Below are 22,647 nucleotides of genomic sequence, written 5' to 3'. Positions count from 1 at the left end.
CTCCCCACCGCCACATGGTGACATCTCTCATCGTCCGACTCGTTGCGTGGTCGGTGCGCCGCCCCGTCTGGGTCGTCGTCCTGTCGCTCGTCATCGCCGCCTTCAGCGGCGTCTACGTCGCGCAGCATTTCAAGATCAACACCGACATCAGCAAGCTCGTCGATGCGGAACCGCAATGGGCCGCGCTCGGCAAGGCCGTCGACAAAGCGTTCCCGCAACGCAACGGCACGATCCTCGCGGTCGTCGAGGCGCCCGCGCCCGAATTCGCGACGGCCGCCGCGCATGCGCTGACCGAAGCACTGCAGAAGGACGCCGCCGCCGGCCGCATCGGCCCGGTCGCCGAACCGGGCGGCGGGCCGTTCTTCGAGCACAACGGGCTGCTGTTCCTGTCGCCGCAGGAGGTCTCCGATACGACCGCGCAACTCGCGAGCGCGCGCCCGCTCGTCAACGAACTCGCGAAGAACCCGAGCCTCGCCGGGCTCGCCACCACGCTGTCCACCACGCTCGGCCAGCCGCTCCTGACCGGCCAGGTGAAACTGCCCGCGATGGCGAAGCTGCTCGCGCGCAGCGCGGCGACGGTCGACGACGTGCTGGCCGGCAAGCCGGCCGCGTTCTCGTGGCGCGCGCTGGTCGACAACGATGCCGCGCGGCAGCCCGCGCGCGCGTTCGTCACCGTGCAGCCGGTGGTCAACTACGGCGCGCTGAAGGCCGGCGCGGCAACGAGCCAGGTGATCCGCGACGCGGCCCGCTCGCTCGACCTCGAAAAACGCTACGGCGCGGCCGTGCGCCTGACCGGCGAACAGCCGCTCGCCGACGACGAATTCGCATCGGTCGAAGACGGCGCCGCGCTCAACGGCGCGCTCACGCTGCTCGCCGTGCTCGTCATCCTGTGGCTGGCGCTGCGCTCGAAGCGGATGATCGGCTCGGTGCTCGTCACGCTGTTCGTCGGCCTCGTCGTGACGGCGGCGCTCGGCCTCGCGATGGTCGGCTCGCTGAACATGATCTCGGTCGCGTTCATGGTGCTGTTCGTCGGCCTCGGCGTCGACTTCTCGATTCAGTACGGCGTGAAGTACCGCGAGGAACGCTTCCGCGACGCGCGCATCGATCACGCGCTGATCGGCGCCGCCCACTCGATGGGCATGCCGCTCGCGCTGGCCACCGCTGCCGTCGCGGCGAGCTTCTTCTCGTTCATTCCCACCGCCTATCGCGGCGTATCCGAGCTCGGCCTGATCGCGGGCGTCGGGATGTTCGTCGCACTGCTGACCACGCTCACGCTGCTGCCGGCGTTGCTGCGTCTGTTCGCGCCGCCGGGCGAATCGAAGACGCCGGGCTTTCCGTGGCTCGCGCCGGTCGACGATTACCTCGATCGCCATCGCAAGCCGATCCTGATCGGCACGCTCGCGGTCGTGATCGGCGCGCTGCCGCTACTCGCGTTCCTGCATTTCGACTTCAACCCGCTGCACCTGAAGGATCCGAACAGCGAATCGATGGCGACGCTGCTCGCGCTGAAGGATTCGCCGCAAGCCGCCGTCAACGACGTCACGCTGCTCGCGCCGTCGCTCGCGCAAGCCGATGCAGCCGCGAAGCGCCTCGACGCGCTGCCCGAAGTCGGCCGCACGACCACGCTGTCGACCTTCATCCCCGCCGACCAGCCGGCCAAGCGCGCGGCGATCGCCGCGGCCGCGAGCGAGCTGCTGCCCGCGCTGACGCAGCCGGCCGCGCCGCCCGCGACCGACGCGCAACGCGTGGCGGCGCTCAAGCGCGTGTCCGACCTGCTGAGCTACGCGGCCGAAGATCACCCGGGCCCGGGCGCCGCGGCCGCGCAGCACCTGTCCGCGTCGCTCGCGAAGCTCGCCGCCGCCGACGGCGCGACGCGCGACCGTGCCGAACGTGCGTTCTCCGATACGCTGCGCATCGCGCTCAACCAGCTCGCGTCGCTGCTGCAGCCGCAGGACATCACGCGCGAATCGCTGCCGCCGCAGGTCGTGCGCGACTGGGTCGCGCCGGACGGCCACGCGCTCGTGCAGATCTCGCCGAAGGTGCCGAAGGGCGTCGACCCGAACGATGACACGATGCTGCGCCGTTTCGCCAAGGCCGTGAAGGCCGCGGAACCCGGCGCGACCGGCGGGCCGATCTCGATCCTGCATTCGGCCGACACGATCATCAACGCGTTCCTGCACGCGGCGCTGTGGTCGATCATCTCGATCACGATCCTGCTGTGGGTCACGCTGCGCCGCTTCGGCGACGTGCTGCGCACGCTGGTGCCGCTGCTCGTGTCGGGCATCGTGACGCTCGAGATGTGCGTCGTGCTCGGCATGTCGCTGAACTTCGCGAACATCATCGCGCTGCCGCTGATGCTCGGCGTCGGCGTCGCGTTCAAGGTGTATTTCGTGATGGCGTGGCGCGCAGGGCAGACGGGGCTGCTGCATTCGAGCCTCACGCACGCCGTGCTGTTCAGCGCCGCGACGACGGCGACCGCATTCGGCAGCCTGTGGCTGTCGCACCATCCGGGCACGTCGAGCATGGGCAAGCTGCTCGCGCTGGCCCTGACCTGTACGCTGATCGGCGCCGTGGTGTTCCAGCCCGTCCTGATGGGCAAACCGCGCGTCAAACGCGCCAAGAACCAATCGCAAGGAATCAATGAATAAGGTGCGAATCATTGCGGCGACCGTCGCCGCCAGCGCGATGCTGACCGGCTGCGCGACGGGACCGAACCGCAATCCCAACGACCCGCTCGAGCCGATGAACCGGGCGATGTACAAGTTCAACGACACGGTCGATTCGAACATCGCGGTGCCGATCGCGAAGGGTTACCAGAAGATCACGCCGACGCCGGTGCGCACCGCGATCAGCAACTTCTTCTCGAACCTCGGCGATCTCGGCAACATGGCGAACAACCTGCTGCAGTTGCGCATCACCGATGCGACGCAGGATCTGATGCGCGTGGCGATGAACTCGCTGTTCGGCGTCGCCGGCCTGATCGACATCGCGACGCCGGCCGGGCTGCCGAAGCATCATCAGGATTTCGGACTGACGATGGCGCGCTGGGGCATGCCGTCCGGTCCGTACCTCGTGCTGCCCGTGTTCGGGCCGAGCACGATCCGCGACGGCGTCGGCCGCGCGGTGGACGTGCGCTTCAACCTGCTGAACTACATCGAGCCGGCCGCGCGCAATCCGATGTACATCGCGCAGTTCATCAGCGCGCGCTCGGACCTGCTCGGCGCGACCGACCTGCTGAAGCAGGCCGCGCTCGACCCGTATTCGTTCGTGCGCGACGCGTACCTGCAGCAGCGCAAGTCGTTGACGTACCGGGGCCAGTCGGCGTCGGCCGCGCCGCCGAGCTACAACGAACCGGGCGAATCGGGTGCCGTGCCGGCGGCCGCGCCGGGCGTGCCGGGGCTGCCGAACTACGAGGATCCGGGCGATGCGGGCGGCGCATCGGGCGCCGCGCCGAACAACGCACCGGCCGCGCCGGGATTGCCGCAATACGACGATCCGGGCGCGGACAATGCGATGCCCGCAAGCGCACCGGCTGCCGCGCCGGTCGCTGCGTCGGCGGCTGCACCGGCGGCCGCTTCGGCCGGTGAGACGACAACGCCGGCCGCCAACGGCGCGCCGATTGCGCCGGCGATGCCGACACCGCCCGCGAGCAGCCCGGCCGCGCAGTAACGCCGCAACGGCGGCCGCGCAAAAGCAAAGAGCGCTGCATGTGTGCAGCGCTCTTTTTTTGTCCGCGCGAAACGGCGGACCGGAAAGCGGGGGAAGACGGCGGCGGTGCGTGCCGCTCAGACGATCCGCATCGCGCCCGCCCGCTCGAACGCGTGCCGCGCCTGGATCAGGGTCGTGCGCGCCGCGCGCGCGTCGCTGGCGACCTGCAGCAGCGGGCCGAGCTGCGACGGCTGCTTCAGCAATTCGCGCAGGATCGGCAGGATCGCCGTGCTGCCGTCGTCGCGCAGGCCGGCCGTTGCCGCACGCGGCAGCGTGCGCCACGCCGGATCGACGATCGCGCGACACACCGCGAACGGCACGCCGCGCGCGGCCGCGAACGCGGCGGCGATGTGCGACTCCATGTCGACGGCCAGCGCGCCTTTCGCGCGATGCAGCGACGCCTTGTCCTGTTCGCCGACGACCGGCGCCCCGACGGCCGCGACCGTGCCGCGCGCGACCCGCGCCCACAACGGCGTGTCGTGCAGCGCGGCGACGAGCCGCGTGCTCCAGCCCGCATCGGTCTCCACGCGGCCGAACGGCCCGTCGATCGCGCTCGCGATCACGAGCGCGCCCGGCGCCAGATCCGGCGCGAGGCCGCCCGCCGTGCCGAAGCTGACGATGCCCGCGCAACCGTGCGCGGTCGCATCGGTCAATGCGCGCTCGAGCCGGTCGGCCCGCGCGGCGAACACGGCCTCGACGCCGTGGCCGCGCGCGATGCGCGCCTCGAACGCCATCCCCGTCACCGCGATGACGGGCAATGCGCCGTTGTGCCGTGACATGCCCACGCGTTACATCCCGACCGTGACGCGCGTCTCGTTCGCGCGCTTCAGGTTGCGGTAGCGCGCGAGCGCCCACAGCGGGAAGAACTTGCGATAGCCGTGGTAGCGCAGGTAGAACACGCGCGGGAAGCCGGTCGCGGTGAAGCGCGTCTCGTCCCACAAGCCTTCTTCGTTCTGCCGGGCGACCAGGTAGTCGATGCCGCGCGCGACGGCCGGATTGTTCACTTCGCCGGCCGCCATCAGGCCGAGCAGCGCCCACGCCGTCTGCGACGCCGTGCTCGGTGCCTGTTCGAATCCGCGGTAGTTCAGTTTGTAGCTGTCGCCGTCCTCGCCCCAGCCGCCGTCCTTGTTCTGGATCGACAGCAGCCACTGCGCAGCGCGCTTCATGCGCGGATCGTCCGGCGTCAGGCCGGCCGCGTTCAGCGAGCACAGCGCGGTCCACGTGCCGTACACGTAGTTCATCCCCCAGCGGCCGTACCAGCTGCCGTCCGGCTCCTGTTCCTTCAGCATGTAATCGAGCGCGCGGCGGGCCGGCTCGCTGTTCAGCGGCGTCTCGCCGAGCTGCGACAGCATCGACAGGCAGCGGCCCGATACGTCGGCCGTCGGCGGATCGAGCAGCGCGCCGTGATCGGAAAACGGGATGTTGTTCAGGTAGTACTGCGTGTTTTCCGGTTCGAACGCGCCCCAGCCGCCGTCGCTGCTCTGCATGCCGACGACCCATTCGCGCGCACGCGCCATCGATTCGCGATACGTGTCCGACTGCGTGAGCTTCTGCGCGCGGTCCATCGCCATCACCACCACGGCCGTATCGTCGACGTCCGGGTAGTACGCGTTCGCGTACTGGAACGCCCAGCCGCCGGGCCGAACGTTCGGGCGGCGCGAGATCCAGTCGCCGCGCACGTCGAGGATCTGCAGCGGGCGCAGCCATTCGAGGCCGCGCAGCACGGCTTCCTGCGCACGCGCATCGCCGGTTTCGAGCAGCGCATGCGCGGCGAGCGACGTGTCCCATACCGGCGACAGGCACGGCTGGCAATACGCTTCGTCGTCGTGCACGACGAGCAGCTTCTCGACCGACTTGCGCGCGAGCGCGCGGTTCGGATGGTCTTCCGCATAGCCGAGCACGTCGTACATCATCACCGCGTTGGCCATCGCCGGATAGATCGCGCCGAGGCCATCCTCGCCGTTCAGGCGCTCGTCGACGAACGACACGGCCTGACGGATCGCGCGTTCGCGCGTATAGCTCGGGAACAGGCCGTCGACCGCGCGCAGCGCATGGTCGACCACGCGGAAGAACGCGAACCAGCCGGCGCTCTGGTGCCCCTGGCGCGGCAGCAGCCCGGCGTTGACGGGCGGATCGATGAACAGCTCGTCGATGCGCACGCCGCGCGGGTTCTTCGCGAGCGGACGCTTCGCGTTCAGCACCAGCAGCGGCACGATCACGGTGCGCGCCCAGTACGACACCTTCGACAGGTGGAACGGGAACCACTGCGGCAGCAGCATGATCTCGACCGGCATCATCGGCACCGCGCGCCACGGAATCGCCCCGTACAGCGCGAGCTGGATGCGCGTGAACACGTTCGACATCTCGGCGCCGCCCATCGCATGGATCGCCTTGCGCGCGCGCTGCATGTGCTCGGCGTTCTCGTCGTCGCCGATCACCTTCAGCGCGAAATACGCCTTCACGCTCGCGCTGATGTTCGGCGCGCCATCGGTGAACAGCGGCCAGCCGCCGTCGGCCTGCTGGATGCGGCGCAGATATTTGCCGATCTTCCGTTCGAGCTCGAGGTTCGGCGTCTCGCCAAGATAGTGGACGAGCAGCACGTATTCGGCGGGAATCGTCGAATCGGCTTCGAGTTCGTAGACCCAGTGCCCGTCCGGTTGCTGCGCGGCCAGCAGCGCGTCGGTCGCACGCGCGACAGCCGCGTCGACGCCGGCCGGCACGGCGCCGGCGGACAAGGTAGCCATTTCGGTGAGATCGTTCATCGGTCCCTCTGTTTATTGCGTCTGGAGCACGTCCGCGGCCAGCTGGCCGGAGCGGATCGCGCCCTCGATCGTGGCGGGCAAGCCGGTGGCAATCCAGTCGCCCGCGAGTACAAGATTGGTCCAGCGCGTACGCACGGCCGGACGTTTCATTTCCTGCGACGGCACCGCCGCAAAGCCCGCGCGCGGCTCGACGACGAGCTGCCACGCGGGGATGGTTTCCGGGTTCGCGCCGCTCACGCGCGCGACGTCTTCCCAAATGCGCCGCGCGAGTGTGTCGCGCGGCATGTCGAGCCAGCGGCCCGCATCGCGGATCGTCGCCGCGAGCAGGCCGTCGCCGGTCCGCACCGCATCGACGACACCGTTGACGACGGTCGTCTGCAGCGGATCGCCGGCCGGCTTCTCGACCGCGAAATACGCGGTCACGACCGCGCTGAACGTGTCGGGCGCGGCGAGTTCGGGCACGAGCGGCTGCGCGACTTCGGGCGGCACGGCCAGCACGACCGCGTCGCCCGGCGCGAGATCGATGCGCTCGCCGCCGACCGACACCGCATCCACCGCATTGCCGTACGCGCCGAATTCGAACGCGTCGAGCCGCGAATTCAGGCGAATCTGTGCACCGCCGTGCTGCAGCATCCGCAGCGCCGGTTCGACGAACGCGCTGCCGAGCCCGCGACGCGCGACGAGCGGACGGCAGCCGGGCCCGCCCGCCGCAAACGTGCCGCACAGCGCGGCGCGCGCGAGCTCGGCGCTCGCGTGGCGCGGCTCGATATTCAGCACCCCGAGGAAAAACGGCCGCAGCCAGCGATCCCACAGCACGCCGTCGCATCGCATCGTCTGCGCGAGCGAGCGGCCCGTGCGCGCGAACGCGAGCGGGGCGAGCGCGAGGTAGTCGAGCGGCGTCGTGCCCGGCGCGCGCGACGCGGCATCGAACAGCCACGACGGCCAGCGGCCGTTGCCGAAACGCAGCGTCCAGCGCTGCTGCGACGCGATGTCCATGACCGGGAATTCAGCCAGCGCGGGCCCCGCGAGCTGATCGGCCGCGCCGATCGCGCGCAGGTAGCGCTGCGTCGCGGGCTGTCCCGCGAAAACCGTGTGCAGCCCGCTGTCGAGCGTCGTGTTCAGCGCCCCGTCGAACCACGAGCGGCAGCGGCCGCCCGCGTGTGCGTGCGCGTCGTGCAGCACGATGCGCCGCCCGCGACGTTGCAGCTCGACCGCGGCCGACAGGCCCGCGAGTCCTGCGCCGATCACGTGGACGGTTCTGGGCATCGCGTCGGTCGACTCAGAACAGCGCGTAGCGCGCGGCGATCATCAGCATGCGCGCCTTCGGCTTGCGCAGCGGCGCGCGCGGCGCGGCAAAGCCGCGTGCGATCGCGGCATCGAGAATGCAGCGATAGGCACCCGACATGATGCGCGGCGCCTTCACCTGCGCACGCGGGCAGGTGTCCATCACCGCGTCGGCCTGACGGAAGTGCTCGAGCGCGCGCTCGACGAGCGTCGCGCACACCCGCGGCAGCGCCGGATCGCGCACGATCGTCGCCGGATCCGTGATCGCGATGCCTTCGCGCGCGAGCAGTTCGCGCGGCAGGTAGCACCGGTTGATCGCCGCGTCGTCGTCGATGTCGCGCAGGATGTTCGTCAGTTGCAGCGCGCGGCCGAGGTGGTGCGACAGCGCGATCCCTTCGGCTTCCGGCATCCCGAAAATGCGCACCGACAGCCGGCCGGCCGCGCTCGCCACGCGATCGCAGAAGAGGTCGAGCGTCGGCTCGTCGGGCGCGCAGATGTCTTGCTCCGCGTCCATCGCCATTCCGTCGATCATCGCGTGGAAATCGGCGCGCTGCAGGTTGAACGCGCGGATCTCGCGATCGAGCGCGGCCAGGTGGCGCGGCGGGCGGCCGGCGAAGCATGCGTCGATGTCCGCGCGCCAGCGATCGAGGCCCGCGTTGCGCTCGGCGCGCGGCAGGTCGCTGTCGGCGATGTCGTCGACCGCGCGGCAAAACGCGTAGACCTGGAACATCGCATCGCGCTGCACGGCCGGCAGGATGCGCATCGCCAGATAGAAGGAGCTGCCCGATGTGACGGCAGCGGCGTCGGTTTCTTGTTCGTCCACGACGGAATGGGAAACGGCCAAGACGAGCTCCACGGAGACACCCACGCGGGGCGATTGAAGAAGCCATGCCCGGCTGGGATGGTCAGGGCGTCAAATGCGTGCGAGATATGCGAACGATCGACGCAGACAGGCACAAATTACCGGCCGGAAGCCGGAATTGGCCGAAAGTATAGCAATCTTTGAAGTTCGATGGCGGACGCGCGCCACGTGTGGCGGGTGTCGGGCGCCGTCTGGGCGCCCGTGCGGCCCGCTTCGGCGAATCGACGCCGCGCGGCGCGTCAGCCGTAAACGATGTCGCGCTGCAGATCGAGCGCGATGAGCCCCATTTCGCGCGTGAGCTGGAGCATCGAGCGGCGCTCGAGGCGCGAGCCCATGAAGCTCGTCACGCGCCCGTCGGGCTCGACGGTGAACTGGAAAACCGCGCCGCCCGTACCGAACCACGCGCCCGGCACGTCGGGCGATTCCTGCCAGTCGATCTGTTCGAACACGCGCGCGATGCCCGCGCGCACCAGGTCGCCCGGGCCGATCGGCGGCGCGACGTCGCCCAGATCGTCGAGCGAATAGGGGCCGGGTTTGTTCGGCTTCCGGTAGAAGAGATAGTCGACGTTCATGGGGCGCAATCGCAGGTAAAGCAACAAATTAGCGCGCTTCGGCACAAATTCAAATCGGATCAGGACGAAATGTCGCCTGCGCGACACAACGGGACGGTTCGTTGCCGGTCGAGAAACGCGGGCGCGCGATCGCGTCTCGATGCCGGCGGGTTCGTCTAAGATGACACCTTTCTCGAAAAAATACGGACACCATGGAGACGAACGACACCGCCACCCCGCAGTCCGATCCCCCCGTTTTCGTGCTGGTGCACGGCGCGTGGCATGGCGCGTGGTGCTACGCCCACGTGGCGGCCGCGCTCGCCGCGCGCGGCTACCTGTCGATCGCGCGTGACCTGCCCGCGCACGGCATCCATGCCCGCTTTCCCGCGTCGTATCTCCCACGGCCGCTCGACAAGGACGCGTTCGGCGCCGAGCCGTCGCCGGTCGCGAACACGACGCTCGACGACTACGCGACGCAGGTGATGCAGGCCGTCGACGACGCGTATGCGCTCGGCCGCGGCAAGGTCGTGCTGGTCGGGCACAGCATGGGCGGCCTCGCGATCACGGCGGCCGCCGAACGCGCGCCGGAGAAGATTGCGAAGCTCGTCTATCTCGCGGCCTTCATGCCCGCGTCGGGCGTGCCGGGCCTCGACTACGTGCGCGCGCCGGAAAACAAGGGCGAGTTGCTCGGCCCGCTGATGCTCGCGAGCCCGCGCGTGGCCGGTGCACTGCGCATCGATCCGCACAGCGGCGACGCCGCGTATCGCGAATCGATGCAGCGCGCGCTGTACGACGACGCGCCGCAGGCCGACTTCGACGCGGTCACGAACCTGATGAGCTGCGACGTGCCGGCCACGCCGTTCGCAACCGCGATCCCGACCACCGCCGCACGCTGGGGCGCGATCGACCGCCACTACATCAAGTGCCTGCAGGATCGCGTGATCCTGCCCGCGCTGCAGCAGCGCTTCATCGACGAAGCCGACGCGTTCGCGCCCGGCAATCCGACCCACGTGCACCAGCTCGACAGCAGTCATTCGCCGTTCGTGTCGCAGCCGGCCGTGCTGGCCGGCGTGCTCGCCGACATCGCGAAAAGCTGAGCGGAACGGGCGCGGCCGGTCAGGCGTACGCGACCGACCGATCGCGCCCGAGCCGCTTCGCACGATAGAGCGCGGCGTCTGCCTCGTTGACGAGCACGTCGCAGCTCAACGCGCCGGCTTTCGCGCACGCGGCGCCGACGCTCGCCGTGACCGGCACGCCGACGCCCTCGGCATCGACCGGCATGCTGCCGATCGCCTCGCGCACCTTGTCGGCCACCCGCATCGCCTCGTCGAGATTCGTGCACGGCAGCAGCAGCGCGAATTCCTCGCCGCCGAAACGGCCGAACGTATCCTGCGCGCGTACGATCGACGCGACCCGGCGCGCCGTCTCGCGCAGCACGGCGTCGCCCGCCGCATGCCCGAAGCGGTCGTTGATCGTCTTGAAGTGGTCGAGATCGAACAGCAGCACCGACAGATCGCCGCCGTAGCGCTGCCAGCGCAAGAATTCGTCGCCGAGCCGCGCCTCGAAGAAGCGCCGGTTCGCGATGCCGGTCAGCCCGTCGCGATTCGCGTGTTCGCGCAGCTTCGCGACCGCTTCCTCGCGCTCTCTTTGCATCACGCTCACGTGCGTGACGTCCGAGATCGTCACGCACACGGCTTCGACGTCACGGCCGCGCGTGAGCGGCATGAACGTGCAGTCCTGCTGCATGTAGTCGACGCCGCCCGTGATCGGCCGGTCGTGCTCGAAGCGGAACAGGTAGGGCCGCTGCTCCCACGAGCTGAAGGCGAAGCTGCCGAGCTGAAACACGCTCTCGAGCTTGCGCGACAGCCACGCGCGCGGCAGGTCCGGAAAGCAGTCGAACAGGTTGCGGCCGATCACGTCGGCGGCCGGGATGCCGCTGTGGTCCTGCATGAAGCGATTCCACATCAGGACGGTCATCGAACGGTCGAGCACGAACAGGCCGAAGCCGACCCGCTCGATCACGAGGTCGCTCAGCGACGGGGCGGCGGCCGTCATAGCGCGGACAGCAACGCGTCGAGCGCGTCGCCCATCAGCCGGATCGAATCCTCGGCCATCAACATCACGAAATGCGCGCGGAACGTGTGATCCTCGAGCCCGAAGTTCACCTCGAGCAGCAGCGCGACGCTCCACCCCAGCTCGTTCGGCTGGAAGACGTCGTCGAACGACACGTTCGCGCCGAGCAGCCCCGGCGGAAAGAACACCGGCTTACGGCCGAGTTCGTCGAGGATCGACGCGACGCAGGCGCCCATCAGCACGTTCGCGACGTCGAACACGAGCTCGTCCGGCGTCGCCATCCCGCCGTACACGCCGTCGCCGAACGTGCGGTCGACGACCGACATGAGCCGCGCGACGCCCGCCGTGCGGCACAGCACGATCGCCTCGCCCTTGATGTCGGAACGGAAGCCCTGGCGCACCGCGGTCACGTTGTCGTGAATGCCCGTCATCTCGCGCAGCGCGGCGCCCGCGTCGGCCGCTTTCACGACGCGCACGCGCGGCACCGACAGCTCGATGAAGTGCCCGAGCAGCAACGCAAGCCGCGCGGCGGCGCGGCCCATTGCAAGGTTGGCGATTTCCTGCAACGCGTCGCGTTGCTCCGCCGTGAACACCGATTCAGGCATACAACCCATACTCCTTGAGAATGGGCAGCAATGCCTCCGACGTCACGGGTTTGGCAACGAATGCGATCGCGCCCAATTCACGCACGCGTGCTTGCGCCTGCGGCTGGATATCGGCGGATACCACGATCACGAACGTGTTCAGATCTTCGTGGCGCAGTGTTTCCAGGACCTGATATCCGCTCATGTCGGGCATCGTCAGGTCCAGAAACATCACGGAAGCTTTGCCGTCACGATAGAGCGCCAAGGCCTCGCGACCATTCGCTGCATACGCGACGTCAACGTCCCAATCTCCCGGCAGCGCCTTTGTCAGAAGTTTGCGAGCGAGCAGCGAATCGTCGGCAATTACAATCGGCAAAGGCATGGGGCGATGCGGTATACGGAATGGTCTCTCTCGCGTTAACGACCGCGCGGCGCATTTCTTGAGTGCCATGCGTTTCGGGCGCGGGGCAACCGCCTCGCAGCCGCGCACGGGCGCCGCGACGCAGGTGCGCGCGACGCACCGCGCGGCAATCGCCGGCGGGCGCATGTATCTGTCATAGGGGAAAGCAAGGCGCGATTCTCGGAGTAAACCGGAGGCGATGCAACTCGCCATTTTCACCATTTCGAACAGAATCGATCCGATCGCGCGCCATTCCGAAAACAGCTGCGACCATTTTCGAGATAAGCACGCAAAATTTTTCCTTGTGTACGTTTGCGCTGCCGGATTCGTCGCGTTTTCAATCTGACGGTTTCCGGCGGGCGGATTCGACGGATCGCATGCGTACGGCGCCGCACGGCGGGCCACCGCAACTCGTTTATGATGGCAGGCACCTCTGCTTCACCCCCTTTCCTCGATGACGTCCGAACGGCCTGCCGCCTCCCAAGCTTCCGCCCCCCCGCCCGCCGACGACTGGCAGGACGACGGCAGCTACGCGTCCGGCGCACCCGAGCACGATTTCGCGGTGCGCCGCGTGACGCTGATCGTGCTGCTCGTCGCGGCCATCGTGCTGCCGTGCATCTACGTGGTGGTGATGGCGTACAACGACCTGAAGGCGCGCGAGGCCGCCGCGAGCGACGTGACGATGCGCACGGTGCGCGTCGCCGAGGAGCATGCGCTCAAGGTGTTCGACCTGAGCGAAACGCTCGATGCGCGCATCGTCGACCTCGTGCAGGACATGGACGACGCGACCGTGCGCAGCAAGGAATCCGACATCCACGAAGCGCTGAACACGATCGGCGGCGGCTATCCGCAGGTGGCGGCCGTGTCGATCTTCGGCGCGAGCGGAATGCTGCTCGCCAACAGCCTCTACTATCCGGCGCCGTATGCGTCGATCGTGAATCGCGACGACTTCGCCGGCATCCGCGACGGCAAGGTCATCGAACACATCTCGCGGCTGATGATGGGGCCGCTCAAGCTCGAGAACATTCCCGTGTTCAACACGGGCGTCGCGCGACGCCATAGCGACGGCTCGTTCGCCGGCATGGTGTCGATCGCGCTGAAGTCGTCGTATTTCAACGCGTTCTACCGCGACCTGCTCGGCGGCGCGAGCACGCCGATGACGATGGCGCTCGCGCGCTCCGACGGCGCGGTGATCGCGTCGTATCCGCCGCCGCCGTCGCTTGCGCACACCGATCGCTCGGTCACGTTCGGCAATCCGCACAACGATCCGCGCGCGGGTGTCGTGCGCGTGCGCCACGACGGCACGAGCAGCGAGATCGTCGCGTATCGCCAGGTCGGCAGCTATCCCGTCTACGTGAGCTGTGCGTACCGCACGTCGGCGATCTGGCATGAATGGTACGAACACCTGAGCGTGCTGTTCATCTCGATGTTCGCGCCGTCGGTCGCGCTGTGGTCCGTGATCTGGCTATCGCTCAAGCGGCTGAAGGCCGAAGAGCAAGCATGGGATCGCTGGCAGGCCGAAGCGTCGATGCGGCGCTCGATCGAATCGGCCTACCGGCAGTCGCGCAAGATGCAGGCGCTCGGCAATCTCGTCGGCAGCGTCGCGCACGACTTCAACAATCTGCTGATGATCATCTCGAGCAACGTGCAGATCGCGCGGCGGCGAGGCGTGCAGCATCTCGACAAGGAGCTCGACGCGATCGAACGCGCACTGAAGAACGGGCAGTCGCTCACGCGCCAGTTGCTCGGCGTCGCACGCAAGCAGCCGCTGCACAACGAGACGATCGACGTCGGGCAATGGCTCGGCACGTGCCGCGAACTGCTGAAGACGTCGCTCGGATCGAAGTCGTCGCTGGTCGTCGCGATCGAGCCGGGCGTCTGGCCGATCCGCGTCGATGTCGCGGAGCTCGAGCTCGCGGTGATCAACCTCGCGGTCAACGCGCGCGATGCGATGGCGACGGGCGGCCGCTTCACGGTCGGCGCGCGCAACGTCACGCTGCGCCGCGAGGACGGCTTTCCGCTGACCGGCGATTTCGTGCAGATCTCGCTCGACGACACGGGTTCGGGCATGGCGCCCGACGTGCTCGCCCGCGCATTCGAACCGCTGTTCACGACGAAGCCGCAGGGGATGGGGACGGGGCTCGGCCTGCCGCAGGTATTCGCGTTCTGCGAACGCTCGGGCGGCCTCGCGACGATCGACAGCGCGGTGGGCGCGGGTACGTCGGTGCGTCTGTACCTGCCGCGCGCGCGCGCCGAGGACGTCGTCGCCCGGCCGGCGGCCGGCGCGCACGACGCGGGCAGCGGGGCACTCGCGGGCTTGCACGTGCTGCTCGTCGAGGACAACGGCGAAGTCGCGGCCGGCACGGAAGCGCTGCTGTCGCTGCTCGGTCATCGCGTGACCTATGCGCCCACCGCCGACGACGCGTTGCGCCTGATCGAAGGCGCCGCGGCGAACGACGCGTTCGATCTCGTGATTTCGGACATCCACATGCCGGGCCGCCTGAACGGTATCGACCTCGCCGAAGCGGTCGAAAAACGGCCGGGGAAGCTGCCCGTGATTCTCGTCACGGGTTACGCGGAGGAGCTCGACCGTACGCGTACCGTCAACGTCCGCGTGCTGTCGAAGCCGTTCGACATCGCGCTGCTCGACGAGATCCTGCTGGGCATCCGCGAAGCGCGCGACGCACGACACACCGGCGCGTGACCGGCCGCGTGCGGCCGGCGCCGGCGCCGACGCGACGGCGTGAACGGGCGCATCGATCGGCCCGACGACGTCAGGCCGATTTCAGCAGGCGCACCCAGCCCGCATAGCGATCGACGAAGCCCTGCAGGAACTTGCGGGTGTCCTCGCTGACGATCTGCCCCTGGTCGTCGATGCGCGCCGGATCGTGCTTGATGAACATCTCGGGCTGACCGAGCGTCTTCACGTCGAGGTACGCGAGCACGTTGCGCAGGTGCTGCTGCGCGAGCGCGGTACCGACTGCGCCCGGCGACGTGCCGAGCACCGCGCCCGGCTTGCCCGACCACGAGTTGGAACCCCACGGGCGCGAGCCCCAGTCGAGCGCATTCTTCAGCACGCCCGGAATCGACCGGTTGTATTCGGGCGTGACGAACAGCAGCGCGTCGGCGGCTTCGATCGATTGCTTGAAGCGTTTCGCGACTTCGGGGAAATCCGCGTCGTAGTCCTGGCTGTACAGCGGCAGTTCGCCGATCTCGACGAACTCGAACGAAAAATCGGCGGGGGCGAGCGAGATCACGGCGTGCGCGAGCGCGCGGTTCGTCGAAGCGCTGCGCAGGCTGCCGACGACGACCGCAATACGATAGGACATGGCATTCTCCTTCCGGTGAGTGAGGAATCGGATCGATTGCTTCCGAACGGGCGACAAAGGTCTGTTTATAGGCAAGCCAGCCCGCGAGCCGTCCCACGGGGCCGTCCGGCCGACTTTCCACAAGGTTTTCCACAGAAATTGTGGATAACTCGACCGTTATGTTCCGACGTTACAGATTGCCGCCGCGCGCCAACGTCGACGCGCGCGACAACGCGCGACAAGGTTCGGCAAGCATAGCGCAGCGCGGCGGCCGGTTTCGTGAATTCGTGACGGAACATTGCGTTGCAGGCCGGCACCGCGCCCAGTAAGCTGCTCGCACCGCGACGCGCCCGCTGCGCGACGCTCGCGCGATTCGCTTCGAGACACTGCCAACCAGACATGCCGTCCGCACACGACGACCCCATCTATCTCGCGCAGCTGCGGCGCGACCTGCTGCGCTTCGCACGACTCCAGCTCCGCGATGCCGACGCGGCCGAAGACGCCGTGCAGGAAGCGCTGGCCGCCGCGTGGTCGCATGCCGGCGATTTCGCCGGGCTGTCGGCCCACAAGACCTGGGTATTCGGCATCCTGCGCAACAAGCTGATCGACGTGCTGCGCGCACGGCAGCGGATGGTGAGCCTGAGCGCGCTCGATGCGGAGCTCGACGGCGAATCCGTACTCGATCGCGAACTGTTCAAGGACAACGGACACTGGGCCGCGCATGCGAAACCGCGACCGTGGCCGAAGCCCGAAACGCTGTTGCAGCAACAGCAGTTCTGGACGCTGTTCCAGGTCTGCCTCGACCATCTGCCCGAGCAGATCGGACGCGTGTTCATGATGCGCGAATTTCTCGACGTCGAGATCGCAGACATCTGCAGCGAGTTGACGTTGACGACGAATCACTGCAGCGTGCTGCTGTACCGGGCGCGTACGCGCCTGCGAACCTGCCTGAGCGAAAAAGGAATGACGACCGAAGATGCTGCCGGGGAAATGTACTGACGTGACACGACTGCTGTCGGATGCGCTCGACCGGCATCTGACGCTGCACGAGCGCCTGCAGGTGCGCGTGCATTTGCCGACCTGCAGCGGATGCCGCGCCTATCGCGAACAGATCGCGCTGCTGCGGACGGCTGCGAAAGCGGCGGCGGGGCGAGGCCCGGACGACGACGATGGATCGCCCGGTGGAGGCTAGGCATCCGGGACGTATCGTTCCGGCGGCGGCGAGCAGGTTGCCCGGCGATCGCGTCGGCCTGGACTGCCGTTGCGTGTGCCGGGTTGGGCTGAGCCACGTTGATGCAATAAGAAAAATACGCCGGCCAAGAATTATTCGAACAGCGCCCTCACCGACTCGGGCGGGCGACCGATAGCCGCCTTGCCTCGATACACGACGATGGGGCGTTGCAGCAAAATCGGATGAGCGACGATCGCCGCGTAGGCTTCGGCGTCGGTCAAATCCGCGCGAGCCAGGTTCAACGTCTTGTACGGCTCCTCGCCGTCGCGCAGCATGTCGTGAACCGGACGGCCGAGCTGCCGATGCAGCGTTTCCAGTTCCTCGACCGTCGGCGGCGTCTTCAGGTACTCGACGACGTTCAGCGGCGCGTCGGCGGTATTCAGCGACTCGACCAACGTCAGCGTCTCGCGGGACTTCGAGCATCGGGGGTTGTGGTAGATCGTGATCATCATTCAAGCCTGGATGGTGGAGCCCTGTATTGTAGCCAGTCTGTATCGGGGAGCTCGGTGGGGTGGTTCGACCGAGATCAGGGTGGCTTTCCTTTCGACAGGTCGCTGAGACGGGTCGGTTTGGCGATGCGCGGTGATCGGGAGAGGGGCGTGTCCGGCGCCTAGGAGACGCTCAAAAGGGGTTGTGTTTATGCGCATAAATTCGGGGCGGCCTGCTTCGCGGGATCAGGAAGCGCGGTTAGCGCAGTCAATGCTTCGTGAGCGCTGCCTTGAAACGCATGCATGATGACGAGGCAAGGCGGTTGGTTTATGCGCATAAAGCCCGTGATCGTCGAGCGGGGTACTCGCGACGCCGGGTCTGGACACATGTCGATGCTAGAGCGCCCGGCAATCGCCGTATCTATATGCTGTCCTGCCACGACATCGTCGCGCGCCTGACTCAGGCGAGATTCCTGCCAGCGGCCCCTTCATCACAGGCCCTCGTTGCGTCGGGTTTATGCGCATAAACGCTGCGGCCCGACAGGGCGTTGCCTCGATGCGCGTCTTTCCGCTCAACGATGCCCGTCGTGGACACGCATTCGACTCGGGCTCGCAAATCACTCCTCTCACTTGCGAATGCCGGACGCTCTAACGACGGCGTCGCTCGTCCTGGCCGCCGCAGACTTTATGCGCACAAACTCCCGGCTCGGTGGCGACGCAGCTCGTCCAGCGAAAGGGCAGCGCGCCGAGACATCTTCGCAACGAACAGCCCTCCGACGCTGTGGCAGCCGTGAGGACCCAACCTCGAGCAGTCCATCCCGTCGGCATCCGCCTTTCGATCGCCAATACACCGCCTAAATGCGCCAACCCATCGCCGCCGCCTCGTTTATGCGCATAAACCGATAGACCGAATGGCCAACGCGTAGTTGTTGAACGACAATTTCATTGAAATTCAAATATCGTCCTGTAGAATTCCAACGACCCAAACAGGAGTGAAAATTGGCCGCGGAAATCATTGCAGTCACTCAACAAAAAGGCGGCGTCGGCAAAAGCACGATTGCCATGCATCTCGGCGCCGCGTTCCATGAAAAGGGGAAGCGCGTCCTCGTCATCGACGCAGACCGTCAAAACACGCTGGTTCACTGGTCGAGCGCATCCGGCGACAGCGACAACGGCATCCCGTTTCCGGTCGTCAATCTTGCCGAAGCCGACGGCCAGATCCATCGCGAGATCAAGAAGTTCATCAACGACTACGACATCATCGTCGTGGACTGCCCGCCGTCGATCACCGAGAAAGTCTCCGGCGTCGTCCTGCTGGCCGCATCGATTGCCGTGATCCCGACATCGTCGTCGCCGGCCGATTACTGGTCGAGCGTCGGGCTGGTCAAACTGATTCAGCAGGCACAGGTGATGAACGAAGACCTCCGCGCGGTCTTCCTGCTGAACAAGACCGAAGAGAAGCGCATGCTGACCCGCGAGCTCAAGCGTGCACTCGAGGAGCTCGGCTTCCCGCTGCTGAAGACGCAGATTCCGACTCGGGAAGCGTACAAGCAAGCAATGGCGCTCGGTCAGACCGTACTGCAGATGAACGATCGCGGCGGCAAGCTGGCCGCGGCCGAAATTCGCGCATGTGCCGACGAAATCGTCGCCATGCTGCCCTGACTTTATGCGCATAAAGGAGTCACATGAAACCCTCCCAATTTGCCAAAGGATTCCAAGCGCGCCCGGATATCACGACGAGCGAGAAGCGCACGGCGCTTGATCGCCTCAATGCGATCGACGGCATCGTCAAGTCCGAGACGCCCGCCGCGGCGCCGACCAAATCCGCGAAGAAAGACATCGCACCGCCGCCTGCTCCGGAATTCACGATCGATCCGTCGATCGACGAATCGCAGCAATATCGCGCGTGGCGCCTCGAGAATCGCTATGCGCCGGGGCAGGTGATCGAGCTGCCGCTGAAGGCGATCAAGCACAGCCCGTTCAACCCGCGGCACTTCTACCTGAAGTCGTCGATTGCCGAACTCGCGGTCAACCTCGCGAAGCAGGGGCAGCAGCAGGCGATTCACGTGATCCCCGATTACGACAATCCGGGCACGTATTTCGTGAGCGACGGCGGCCGTCGCGTGCGGGCGCTGAAGGAAGCGAACAAGGAGTCGGTCAAGGCAATCGTGATCGACGTGCCGATCGGCATCCAGAGCTACAAGCTCGGCTACGATCTCAACGTTCAGCGCGATTCGCAGACGGTGTTCGACAACGCTGTCGTGTGGCGCCGCTTCCTCGACGAAAAGCATTTCCAGAGCCAGAAAGAACTCTCCGAGCATCTGGGCCTCGACGAGTCGACGGTGGCCGTCGCGCTGTCGATCGGCAAGTTGCCGGAAGCGATCATGCAGGAAATGGTCGCGCGCCCCGACCGCTTCGGGTCGAACATGGCGTATCAGGTTGGCCGCTATCACAATGCGCGCGGCACCGAGGCGACGCTGCGGCTGATCAACAAGATCGTGTCGGACGATCTCAGCACGCGTCAGGTGTCGGACATCGTCAAGGGCCGCGTCGCGGCACAGGAGACGCCGAAGGCCGCGGGCCGTCAACGCTATGCGCAGCGTCTCGAGATCAAGCTCGGCGGCAAGTCGGTCGGCGACCTGAAGTCGTATGGCGAAGACCGCATCGAACTGCGCCTGCGCGGCCTCCCGAAAGACAAGCGTGACGCAATCCTCGAGCAGCTCGAGCGGATGCTGTTGTCGGAATGATGGAGGCGGCCGGCGGGGCCTGGTGAGGACGCCGGCCCCACCCGAGGGCTAGGACCGGCGGCGGCCCGTCAGCGGGCCTGAGCGGGCCTCAAGCGGCCCGCGACTGGTTCAGCGTGAACGACAGCAGATCGCCATCCGTCGGCTCGCCCCAGGTCTTCTGCGCGAGCCAGTCGAAAAAGGCCGTCTCGGCCAGCTTGGAATCGAGGCCGCGTTTGCGCCAGTCGTCGCGCAGATGCGAGCCCATCGTCGGCAATGCCTCCGATTCGAACGACTCGCGCGCCACTTCGCGCTCCGCGTCGCCCTGCTCCTCGTACAGCACCTTCGCTTCCTTGCGACGGAACGCCGCGAACTCGCTCAGCAAGCGCGCCTTCAGATCGTCCGGTTGCGCCGCCGCAACCTTCGCGGAAGGCATGCCGGCCGGCAGCGCGTCGACCGACTCGACCGGCGGCGCATACCCCTTCTTCAGCGCATCCTTGAACAGCGCCGGCGCACTGCGTACCGGCGGCAGCGTCGTGCTGCGCATCCGCTGCTCGGTCATCTGCAGTGCGGCGCGAATCCGGTTTTCCTCGCTGTCCGCATAGAGCGTCTGCGCTTCCTTCAGCGGAATCCCGAGCTTCACCATCCGGTCGACCAGCGTGCTGTCGAACACGTTCGGGTGTTCGTCGAGCGCGAGCATCGGCTGCTTGCGTTCGGTCACGCGGAACTGGATCTCGGCAACCCGACGCCCTTCGCGATGCTCGATCAGCTCGACGAAGATGTTGGTGACCGCGTTGACTTCCGCGATCGCGGGCCGCAGGTAGTCGCGCTTGAAGTACTTGTACTCGCGCTTCGCTTCGTCGCCGGCTTCCGTGTCGGGCGTGCCTGACAGGATCGGCCGCCACCATTCCCACGGCTCGCGCATCGTCAGGTGGCTCGGGTTCGTCAGGTAGCGCACGCAGATCTCGTACAGCGCGAGGCCGGCGCTGCTGCGCAGCTGGCTCTGGAACTGCAGGCTCAGGCGCGCATACTGAACCGGGTCGAGCAGTTTCTTCTTGATCTTCGGTGCGAACGAGAATTCGACCCACACGCGGCGGGTCGTCGGATCCTCCAGAATTTCCGCATCGGCGATCAGCGTGGAGATCCCCCACTTGCGGCCCGGCTTCTGGCTCGAGGTTCCCGTGCTCCATTCGACCTGCACCGACACCATGCGGCGCAGGTGTTCCTTCACCAACGCGGTGTCGTTCGAATCGAAAGCGGAGTTGGCGACGATGTCCGACAGCAGCGCGCGATACGTGTCGCCCGAGTCGTCGGCCTGCTGCGCGACGGCCAGCAGGACATTGAACAGCTTGCGAGTGAGGAGCGTGATCTTGCCGCTCTTCGGCTGAATGGCGATCGCCTCGACGGCCTTTCGCAATTCGGCTGAACTGGCACTCACCACATCCACATCGGTTTTCTTGGCGCGCTTCGTCGTGGCCATACGTCGGGTCGGAGGAGAAGTTTCCCGGAAGGATAGCGCCTGCGGTGATGTGCGTCCAGAACGACATGCTCACCATAGCCGGTGAAGCGCACCGGCAAAACGGCGCTCACCCGAACCGCTCCCGAAAAGGCTCACCGGTCCGCCAGTGCAACGTTCCGGACTCTTCCAGACGTGCCGCGGCATGCGCCGATTCACAGAATTTCACCTGTGCAGGACACGTGCGAAATTGGCTCCCGTATCGGCTCACCTTTCGATTTGTCGTAATTTTGCGACTTCACAGCCGTGAGTCCGACACAGGGTCGCGATTGCACCTCACCGTTCCTCCCCGAGCGCCGCAGATAGGCCTGTATGCATGTACAGGCGCGGCCCGCCGGAAGATCGGTTCGGCTTCGACTCGTGGAAAACCGCCGGCGAAACCGGCGCGTGCGGCCCGATCAGCGGTTACTCGGCCAGTCCGGGCGGGCATTGTACAGCGCACGAATCGTGTCGGGTCCCGAAAATGCTCACCTTTGACACAGCATGTTGATTCGTCCGGATAGCGACGAAGGCCCGACACACGCGGGACTGGCTGCCGAACATTCCCGAAAACGCTCACCTTTCGGGAAAAATGCGGCACAGCAGCGGGCACGGAAATGGCTCCCGAAAAGCCTCACCGTAACCGGCGCGGTATCAAAAATCCCAATCCGTTCCGATACTTATGCATGGAAGGCATTTGGCTGTGCAGCGCCGCGATCCCCCGAAAACCCTCACCTTTCGACCCGGATCCTTCATACGACACCCGTATGTCGCCTCCCGAAAATTCTCACCTGTGCCAAAAGGTGGCACAGAAAAAACGAGATTTCTTCCAGTCCTGGCGGGCTTTTCGGCGAATTGGGCCGGTCACAGGTCCCGAAAAGCCTCACCTTTGACCATTTTTTCAGCAAATACGACTCCCGAAAAACCTCACCTGTGAGCCAAGTCACGGCCTGTGGCCGACGCCCCGAAAAAGCTCACCTTAAGGAGATCGGAGCAGGAAAACCCGGATTTCCCTCCCGAAAAACCTCACCTTTGGGGCATCACAGGCCCCGGAAAGCACTTTTGCTGTGCAAAATGGCGTCCGCCTCCCGGAAATCCTCACAGCAAATTCCCGTGGAGTCCCGTGAAACCTCACCTTTCGCCAAATCTGCCCAAAAGATGGGCAGAATCGGGGCGCAAAGCAGGTCCTGCAAATTCTCACCTATGTCTGCACAGGCAGAAAACCGTGCAGTCAGGCG

At 66.6% G+C, this 22,647-nt stretch carries 19 protein-coding genes; 8 read left to right on the top strand and 11 right to left on the bottom strand.

Annotated elements, in window-relative coordinates; translation table 11 throughout:
- The first annotated feature begins 14 nt into the window (after positions 1–14).
- Together WS89_RS18980 and WS89_RS18975 are read left to right on the top strand one after the other, a co-directional pair.
- On the top strand, positions 15–2,648 hold the full coding sequence (locus WS89_RS18980; RefSeq protein ID WP_059792650.1) for an MMPL family transporter: 2,634 nt from the start codon (positions 15–17) through the stop codon (positions 2,646–2,648).
- The gene (locus WS89_RS18975; RefSeq protein WP_059792649.1) at positions 2,641–3,669 is read left to right on the top strand and encodes an MlaA family lipoprotein; all 1,029 of its coding nucleotides are present in this window, start codon (positions 2,641–2,643) and stop codon (positions 3,667–3,669) included. The genes WS89_RS18980 and WS89_RS18975 overlap by 8 nt, the downstream gene beginning before the upstream one ends.
- Before the next feature lie 116 nt (positions 3,670–3,785).
- Here the strand turns inward: WS89_RS18975 and WS89_RS18970 are convergent, their stop codons facing one another.
- From WS89_RS18970 to WS89_RS18950, 5 genes are all read right to left on the bottom strand, one after another.
- On the bottom strand, positions 3,786–4,487 hold the full coding sequence (locus WS89_RS18970; RefSeq protein ID WP_059499597.1) for a phosphorylase: 702 nt from the start codon (positions 4,485–4,487) through the stop codon (positions 3,786–3,788).
- 9 nt (positions 4,488–4,496) lie between these two features.
- Positions 4,497–6,470 carry a squalene--hopene cyclase gene (shc, locus tag WS89_RS18965; RefSeq protein WP_059499598.1) on the bottom strand — a complete coding sequence of 658 codons (1,974 nt, stop codon included), beginning with the start codon at positions 6,468–6,470 and terminating at the stop codon, positions 4,497–4,499.
- A gap of 12 nt (positions 6,471–6,482) precedes the next feature.
- The gene (gene hpnE / locus WS89_RS18960; RefSeq protein WP_059792646.1) at positions 6,483–7,736 is read right to left on the bottom strand and encodes a hydroxysqualene dehydroxylase HpnE; all 1,254 of its coding nucleotides are present in this window, start codon (positions 7,734–7,736) and stop codon (positions 6,483–6,485) included.
- Between the two features lie 13 nt (positions 7,737–7,749).
- A complete protein-coding gene (gene hpnD, locus WS89_RS18955; protein WP_059499632.1) occupies positions 7,750–8,598 on the bottom strand; it encodes a presqualene diphosphate synthase HpnD in 849 nt (282 codons plus the stop codon).
- A gap of 257 nt (positions 8,599–8,855) precedes the next feature.
- A complete protein-coding gene (locus WS89_RS18950; RefSeq protein WP_059499600.1) occupies positions 8,856–9,188 on the bottom strand; it encodes a hypothetical protein in 333 nt (110 codons plus the stop codon).
- 191 nt (positions 9,189–9,379) lie between these two features.
- Here WS89_RS18950 and WS89_RS18945 point away from each other — a divergent pair, with 191 nt between their 5' ends.
- A complete protein-coding gene (locus tag WS89_RS18945) occupies positions 9,380–10,264 on the top strand; it encodes an alpha/beta fold hydrolase (protein ID WP_059499601.1) in 885 nt (294 codons plus the stop codon).
- Between the two features lie 19 nt (positions 10,265–10,283).
- Here WS89_RS18945 and WS89_RS18940 read toward each other — a convergent pair whose 3' ends face one another.
- Genes WS89_RS18940 through WS89_RS18930 form a run of 3 tightly spaced genes read right to left on the bottom strand, consistent with a single transcriptional unit; the run spans position 10,284 to position 12,206 of the window.
- Positions 10,284–11,222 (bottom strand): GGDEF domain-containing protein, encoded by a 939-nt coding sequence (locus WS89_RS18940; protein WP_059499602.1) that lies wholly within the window; start codon positions 11,220–11,222, stop codon positions 10,284–10,286.
- Positions 11,219–11,845, bottom strand: coding sequence for a chemotaxis protein CheC (locus WS89_RS18935; RefSeq protein WP_034205817.1), 627 nt, complete (start codon positions 11,843–11,845; stop codon positions 11,219–11,221). Before WS89_RS18935 ends, WS89_RS18940 begins: the two co-directional genes overlap by 4 nt.
- Entirely contained in the window at positions 11,838–12,206 is a 369-nt protein-coding gene (locus tag WS89_RS18930) for a response regulator (protein WP_011548759.1), read from the bottom strand. The genes WS89_RS18935 and WS89_RS18930 overlap by 8 nt, the downstream gene beginning before the upstream one ends.
- Before the next feature lie 472 nt (positions 12,207–12,678).
- On the opposite strand from WS89_RS18930, the gene WS89_RS18925 reads away from it, so the two are divergent.
- Entirely contained in the window at positions 12,679–14,928 is a 2,250-nt protein-coding gene (locus tag WS89_RS18925) for a hybrid sensor histidine kinase/response regulator (protein WP_059792645.1), read from the top strand.
- A gap of 70 nt (positions 14,929–14,998) precedes the next feature.
- Here the strand turns inward: WS89_RS18925 and WS89_RS18920 are convergent, their stop codons facing one another.
- On the bottom strand, positions 14,999–15,553 hold the full coding sequence (locus WS89_RS18920; protein ID WP_059499604.1) for an NADPH-dependent FMN reductase: 555 nt from the start codon (positions 15,551–15,553) through the stop codon (positions 14,999–15,001).
- 378 nt (positions 15,554–15,931) lie between these two features.
- On the opposite strand from WS89_RS18920, the gene WS89_RS18915 reads away from it, so the two are divergent.
- Together WS89_RS18915 and WS89_RS18910 are read left to right on the top strand one after the other, a co-directional pair.
- Positions 15,932–16,531: an RNA polymerase factor sigma-70 gene (locus WS89_RS18915; protein WP_059792643.1), complete on the top strand. Its 600-nt coding sequence runs from the start codon at positions 15,932–15,934 to the stop codon at positions 16,529–16,531.
- A complete protein-coding gene (locus WS89_RS18910) occupies positions 16,509–16,724 on the top strand; it encodes a zf-HC2 domain-containing protein (RefSeq protein ID WP_059499606.1) in 216 nt (71 codons plus the stop codon). Before WS89_RS18915 ends, WS89_RS18910 begins: the two co-directional genes overlap by 23 nt.
- Before the next feature lie 131 nt (positions 16,725–16,855).
- Here WS89_RS18910 and arsC read toward each other — a convergent pair whose 3' ends face one another.
- Positions 16,856–17,212 carry an arsenate reductase (glutaredoxin) gene (arsC, locus tag WS89_RS18905; protein ID WP_059793019.1) on the bottom strand — a complete coding sequence of 119 codons (357 nt, stop codon included), beginning with the start codon at positions 17,210–17,212 and terminating at the stop codon, positions 16,856–16,858.
- A 978-nt stretch (positions 17,213–18,190) separates the two neighbouring features.
- Between arsC and parA the strand changes: the two genes are divergently transcribed.
- Positions 18,191–18,853 carry a ParA family partition ATPase gene (gene parA / locus WS89_RS18900; protein WP_006480195.1) on the top strand — a complete coding sequence of 221 codons (663 nt, stop codon included), beginning with the start codon at positions 18,191–18,193 and terminating at the stop codon, positions 18,851–18,853.
- A gap of 23 nt (positions 18,854–18,876) precedes the next feature.
- Positions 18,877–19,938 carry a ParB/RepB/Spo0J family partition protein gene (locus WS89_RS18895; protein WP_034205811.1) on the top strand — a complete coding sequence of 354 codons (1,062 nt, stop codon included), beginning with the start codon at positions 18,877–18,879 and terminating at the stop codon, positions 19,936–19,938.
- 88 nt (positions 19,939–20,026) lie between these two features.
- Here WS89_RS18895 and WS89_RS18890 read toward each other — a convergent pair whose 3' ends face one another.
- The gene (locus WS89_RS18890; protein WP_034205810.1) at positions 20,027–21,394 is read right to left on the bottom strand and encodes a replication initiation protein; all 1,368 of its coding nucleotides are present in this window, start codon (positions 21,392–21,394) and stop codon (positions 20,027–20,029) included.
- Positions 21,395–22,647 lie beyond the last annotated feature (1,253 nt).

This window comes from Burkholderia sp. MSMB1072 (genome assembly GCF_001524725.1).
Classification (GTDB): Bacteria; Pseudomonadota; Gammaproteobacteria; order Burkholderiales; family Burkholderiaceae; genus Burkholderia.
This window is presented reverse-complemented; position numbering and strand designations above follow the sequence as displayed.

What these genes read in the sequence shown, in the direction of transcription:
- WS89_RS18980 (WP_059792650.1), top strand. Translation starts at nt 15, where the DNA reads ATGGTGACATCTCTCATCGTCCGACTCGTTGCGTGGTCGGTGCGCCGC.
- WS89_RS18975 (WP_059792649.1), top strand. Translation starts at nt 2,641, where the DNA reads ATGAATAAGGTGCGAATCATTGCGGCGACCGTCGCCGCCAGCGCGATG.
- WS89_RS18970 (WP_059499597.1), bottom strand. Translation starts at nt 4,487, where the DNA reads ATGTCACGGCACAACGGCGCATTGCCCGTCATCGCGGTGACGGGGATG.
- shc (WP_059499598.1), bottom strand. Translation starts at nt 6,470, where the DNA reads ATGAACGATCTCACCGAAATGGCTACCTTGTCCGCCGGCGCCGTGCCG.
- hpnE (WP_059792646.1), bottom strand. Translation starts at nt 7,736, where the DNA reads ATGCCCAGAACCGTCCACGTGATCGGCGCAGGACTCGCGGGCCTGTCG.
- WS89_RS18950 (WP_059499600.1), bottom strand. Translation starts at nt 9,188, where the DNA reads ATGAACGTCGACTATCTCTTCTACCGGAAGCCGAACAAACCCGGCCCC.
- WS89_RS18945 (WP_059499601.1), top strand. Translation starts at nt 9,380, where the DNA reads ATGGAGACGAACGACACCGCCACCCCGCAGTCCGATCCCCCCGTTTTC.
- WS89_RS18940 (WP_059499602.1), bottom strand. Translation starts at nt 11,222, where the DNA reads ATGACGGCCGCCGCCCCGTCGCTGAGCGACCTCGTGATCGAGCGGGTC.
- WS89_RS18935 (WP_034205817.1), bottom strand. Translation starts at nt 11,845, where the DNA reads ATGCCTGAATCGGTGTTCACGGCGGAGCAACGCGACGCGTTGCAGGAA.
- WS89_RS18930 (WP_011548759.1), bottom strand. Translation starts at nt 12,206, where the DNA reads ATGCCTTTGCCGATTGTAATTGCCGACGATTCGCTGCTCGCTCGCAAA.
- WS89_RS18925 (WP_059792645.1), top strand. Translation starts at nt 12,679, where the DNA reads ATGACGTCCGAACGGCCTGCCGCCTCCCAAGCTTCCGCCCCCCCGCCC.
- WS89_RS18920 (WP_059499604.1), bottom strand. Translation starts at nt 15,553, where the DNA reads ATGTCCTATCGTATTGCGGTCGTCGTCGGCAGCCTGCGCAGCGCTTCG.
- WS89_RS18915 (WP_059792643.1), top strand. Translation starts at nt 15,932, where the DNA reads ATGCCGTCCGCACACGACGACCCCATCTATCTCGCGCAGCTGCGGCGC.
- WS89_RS18910 (WP_059499606.1), top strand. Translation starts at nt 16,509, where the DNA reads ATGCTGCCGGGGAAATGTACTGACGTGACACGACTGCTGTCGGATGCG.
- arsC (WP_059793019.1), bottom strand. Translation starts at nt 17,212, where the DNA reads ATGATCACGATCTACCACAACCCCCGATGCTCGAAGTCCCGCGAGACG.
- WS89_RS18895 (WP_034205811.1), top strand. Translation starts at nt 18,877, where the DNA reads ATGAAACCCTCCCAATTTGCCAAAGGATTCCAAGCGCGCCCGGATATC.
- WS89_RS18890 (WP_034205810.1), bottom strand. Translation starts at nt 21,394, where the DNA reads ATGGCCACGACGAAGCGCGCCAAGAAAACCGATGTGGATGTGGTGAGT.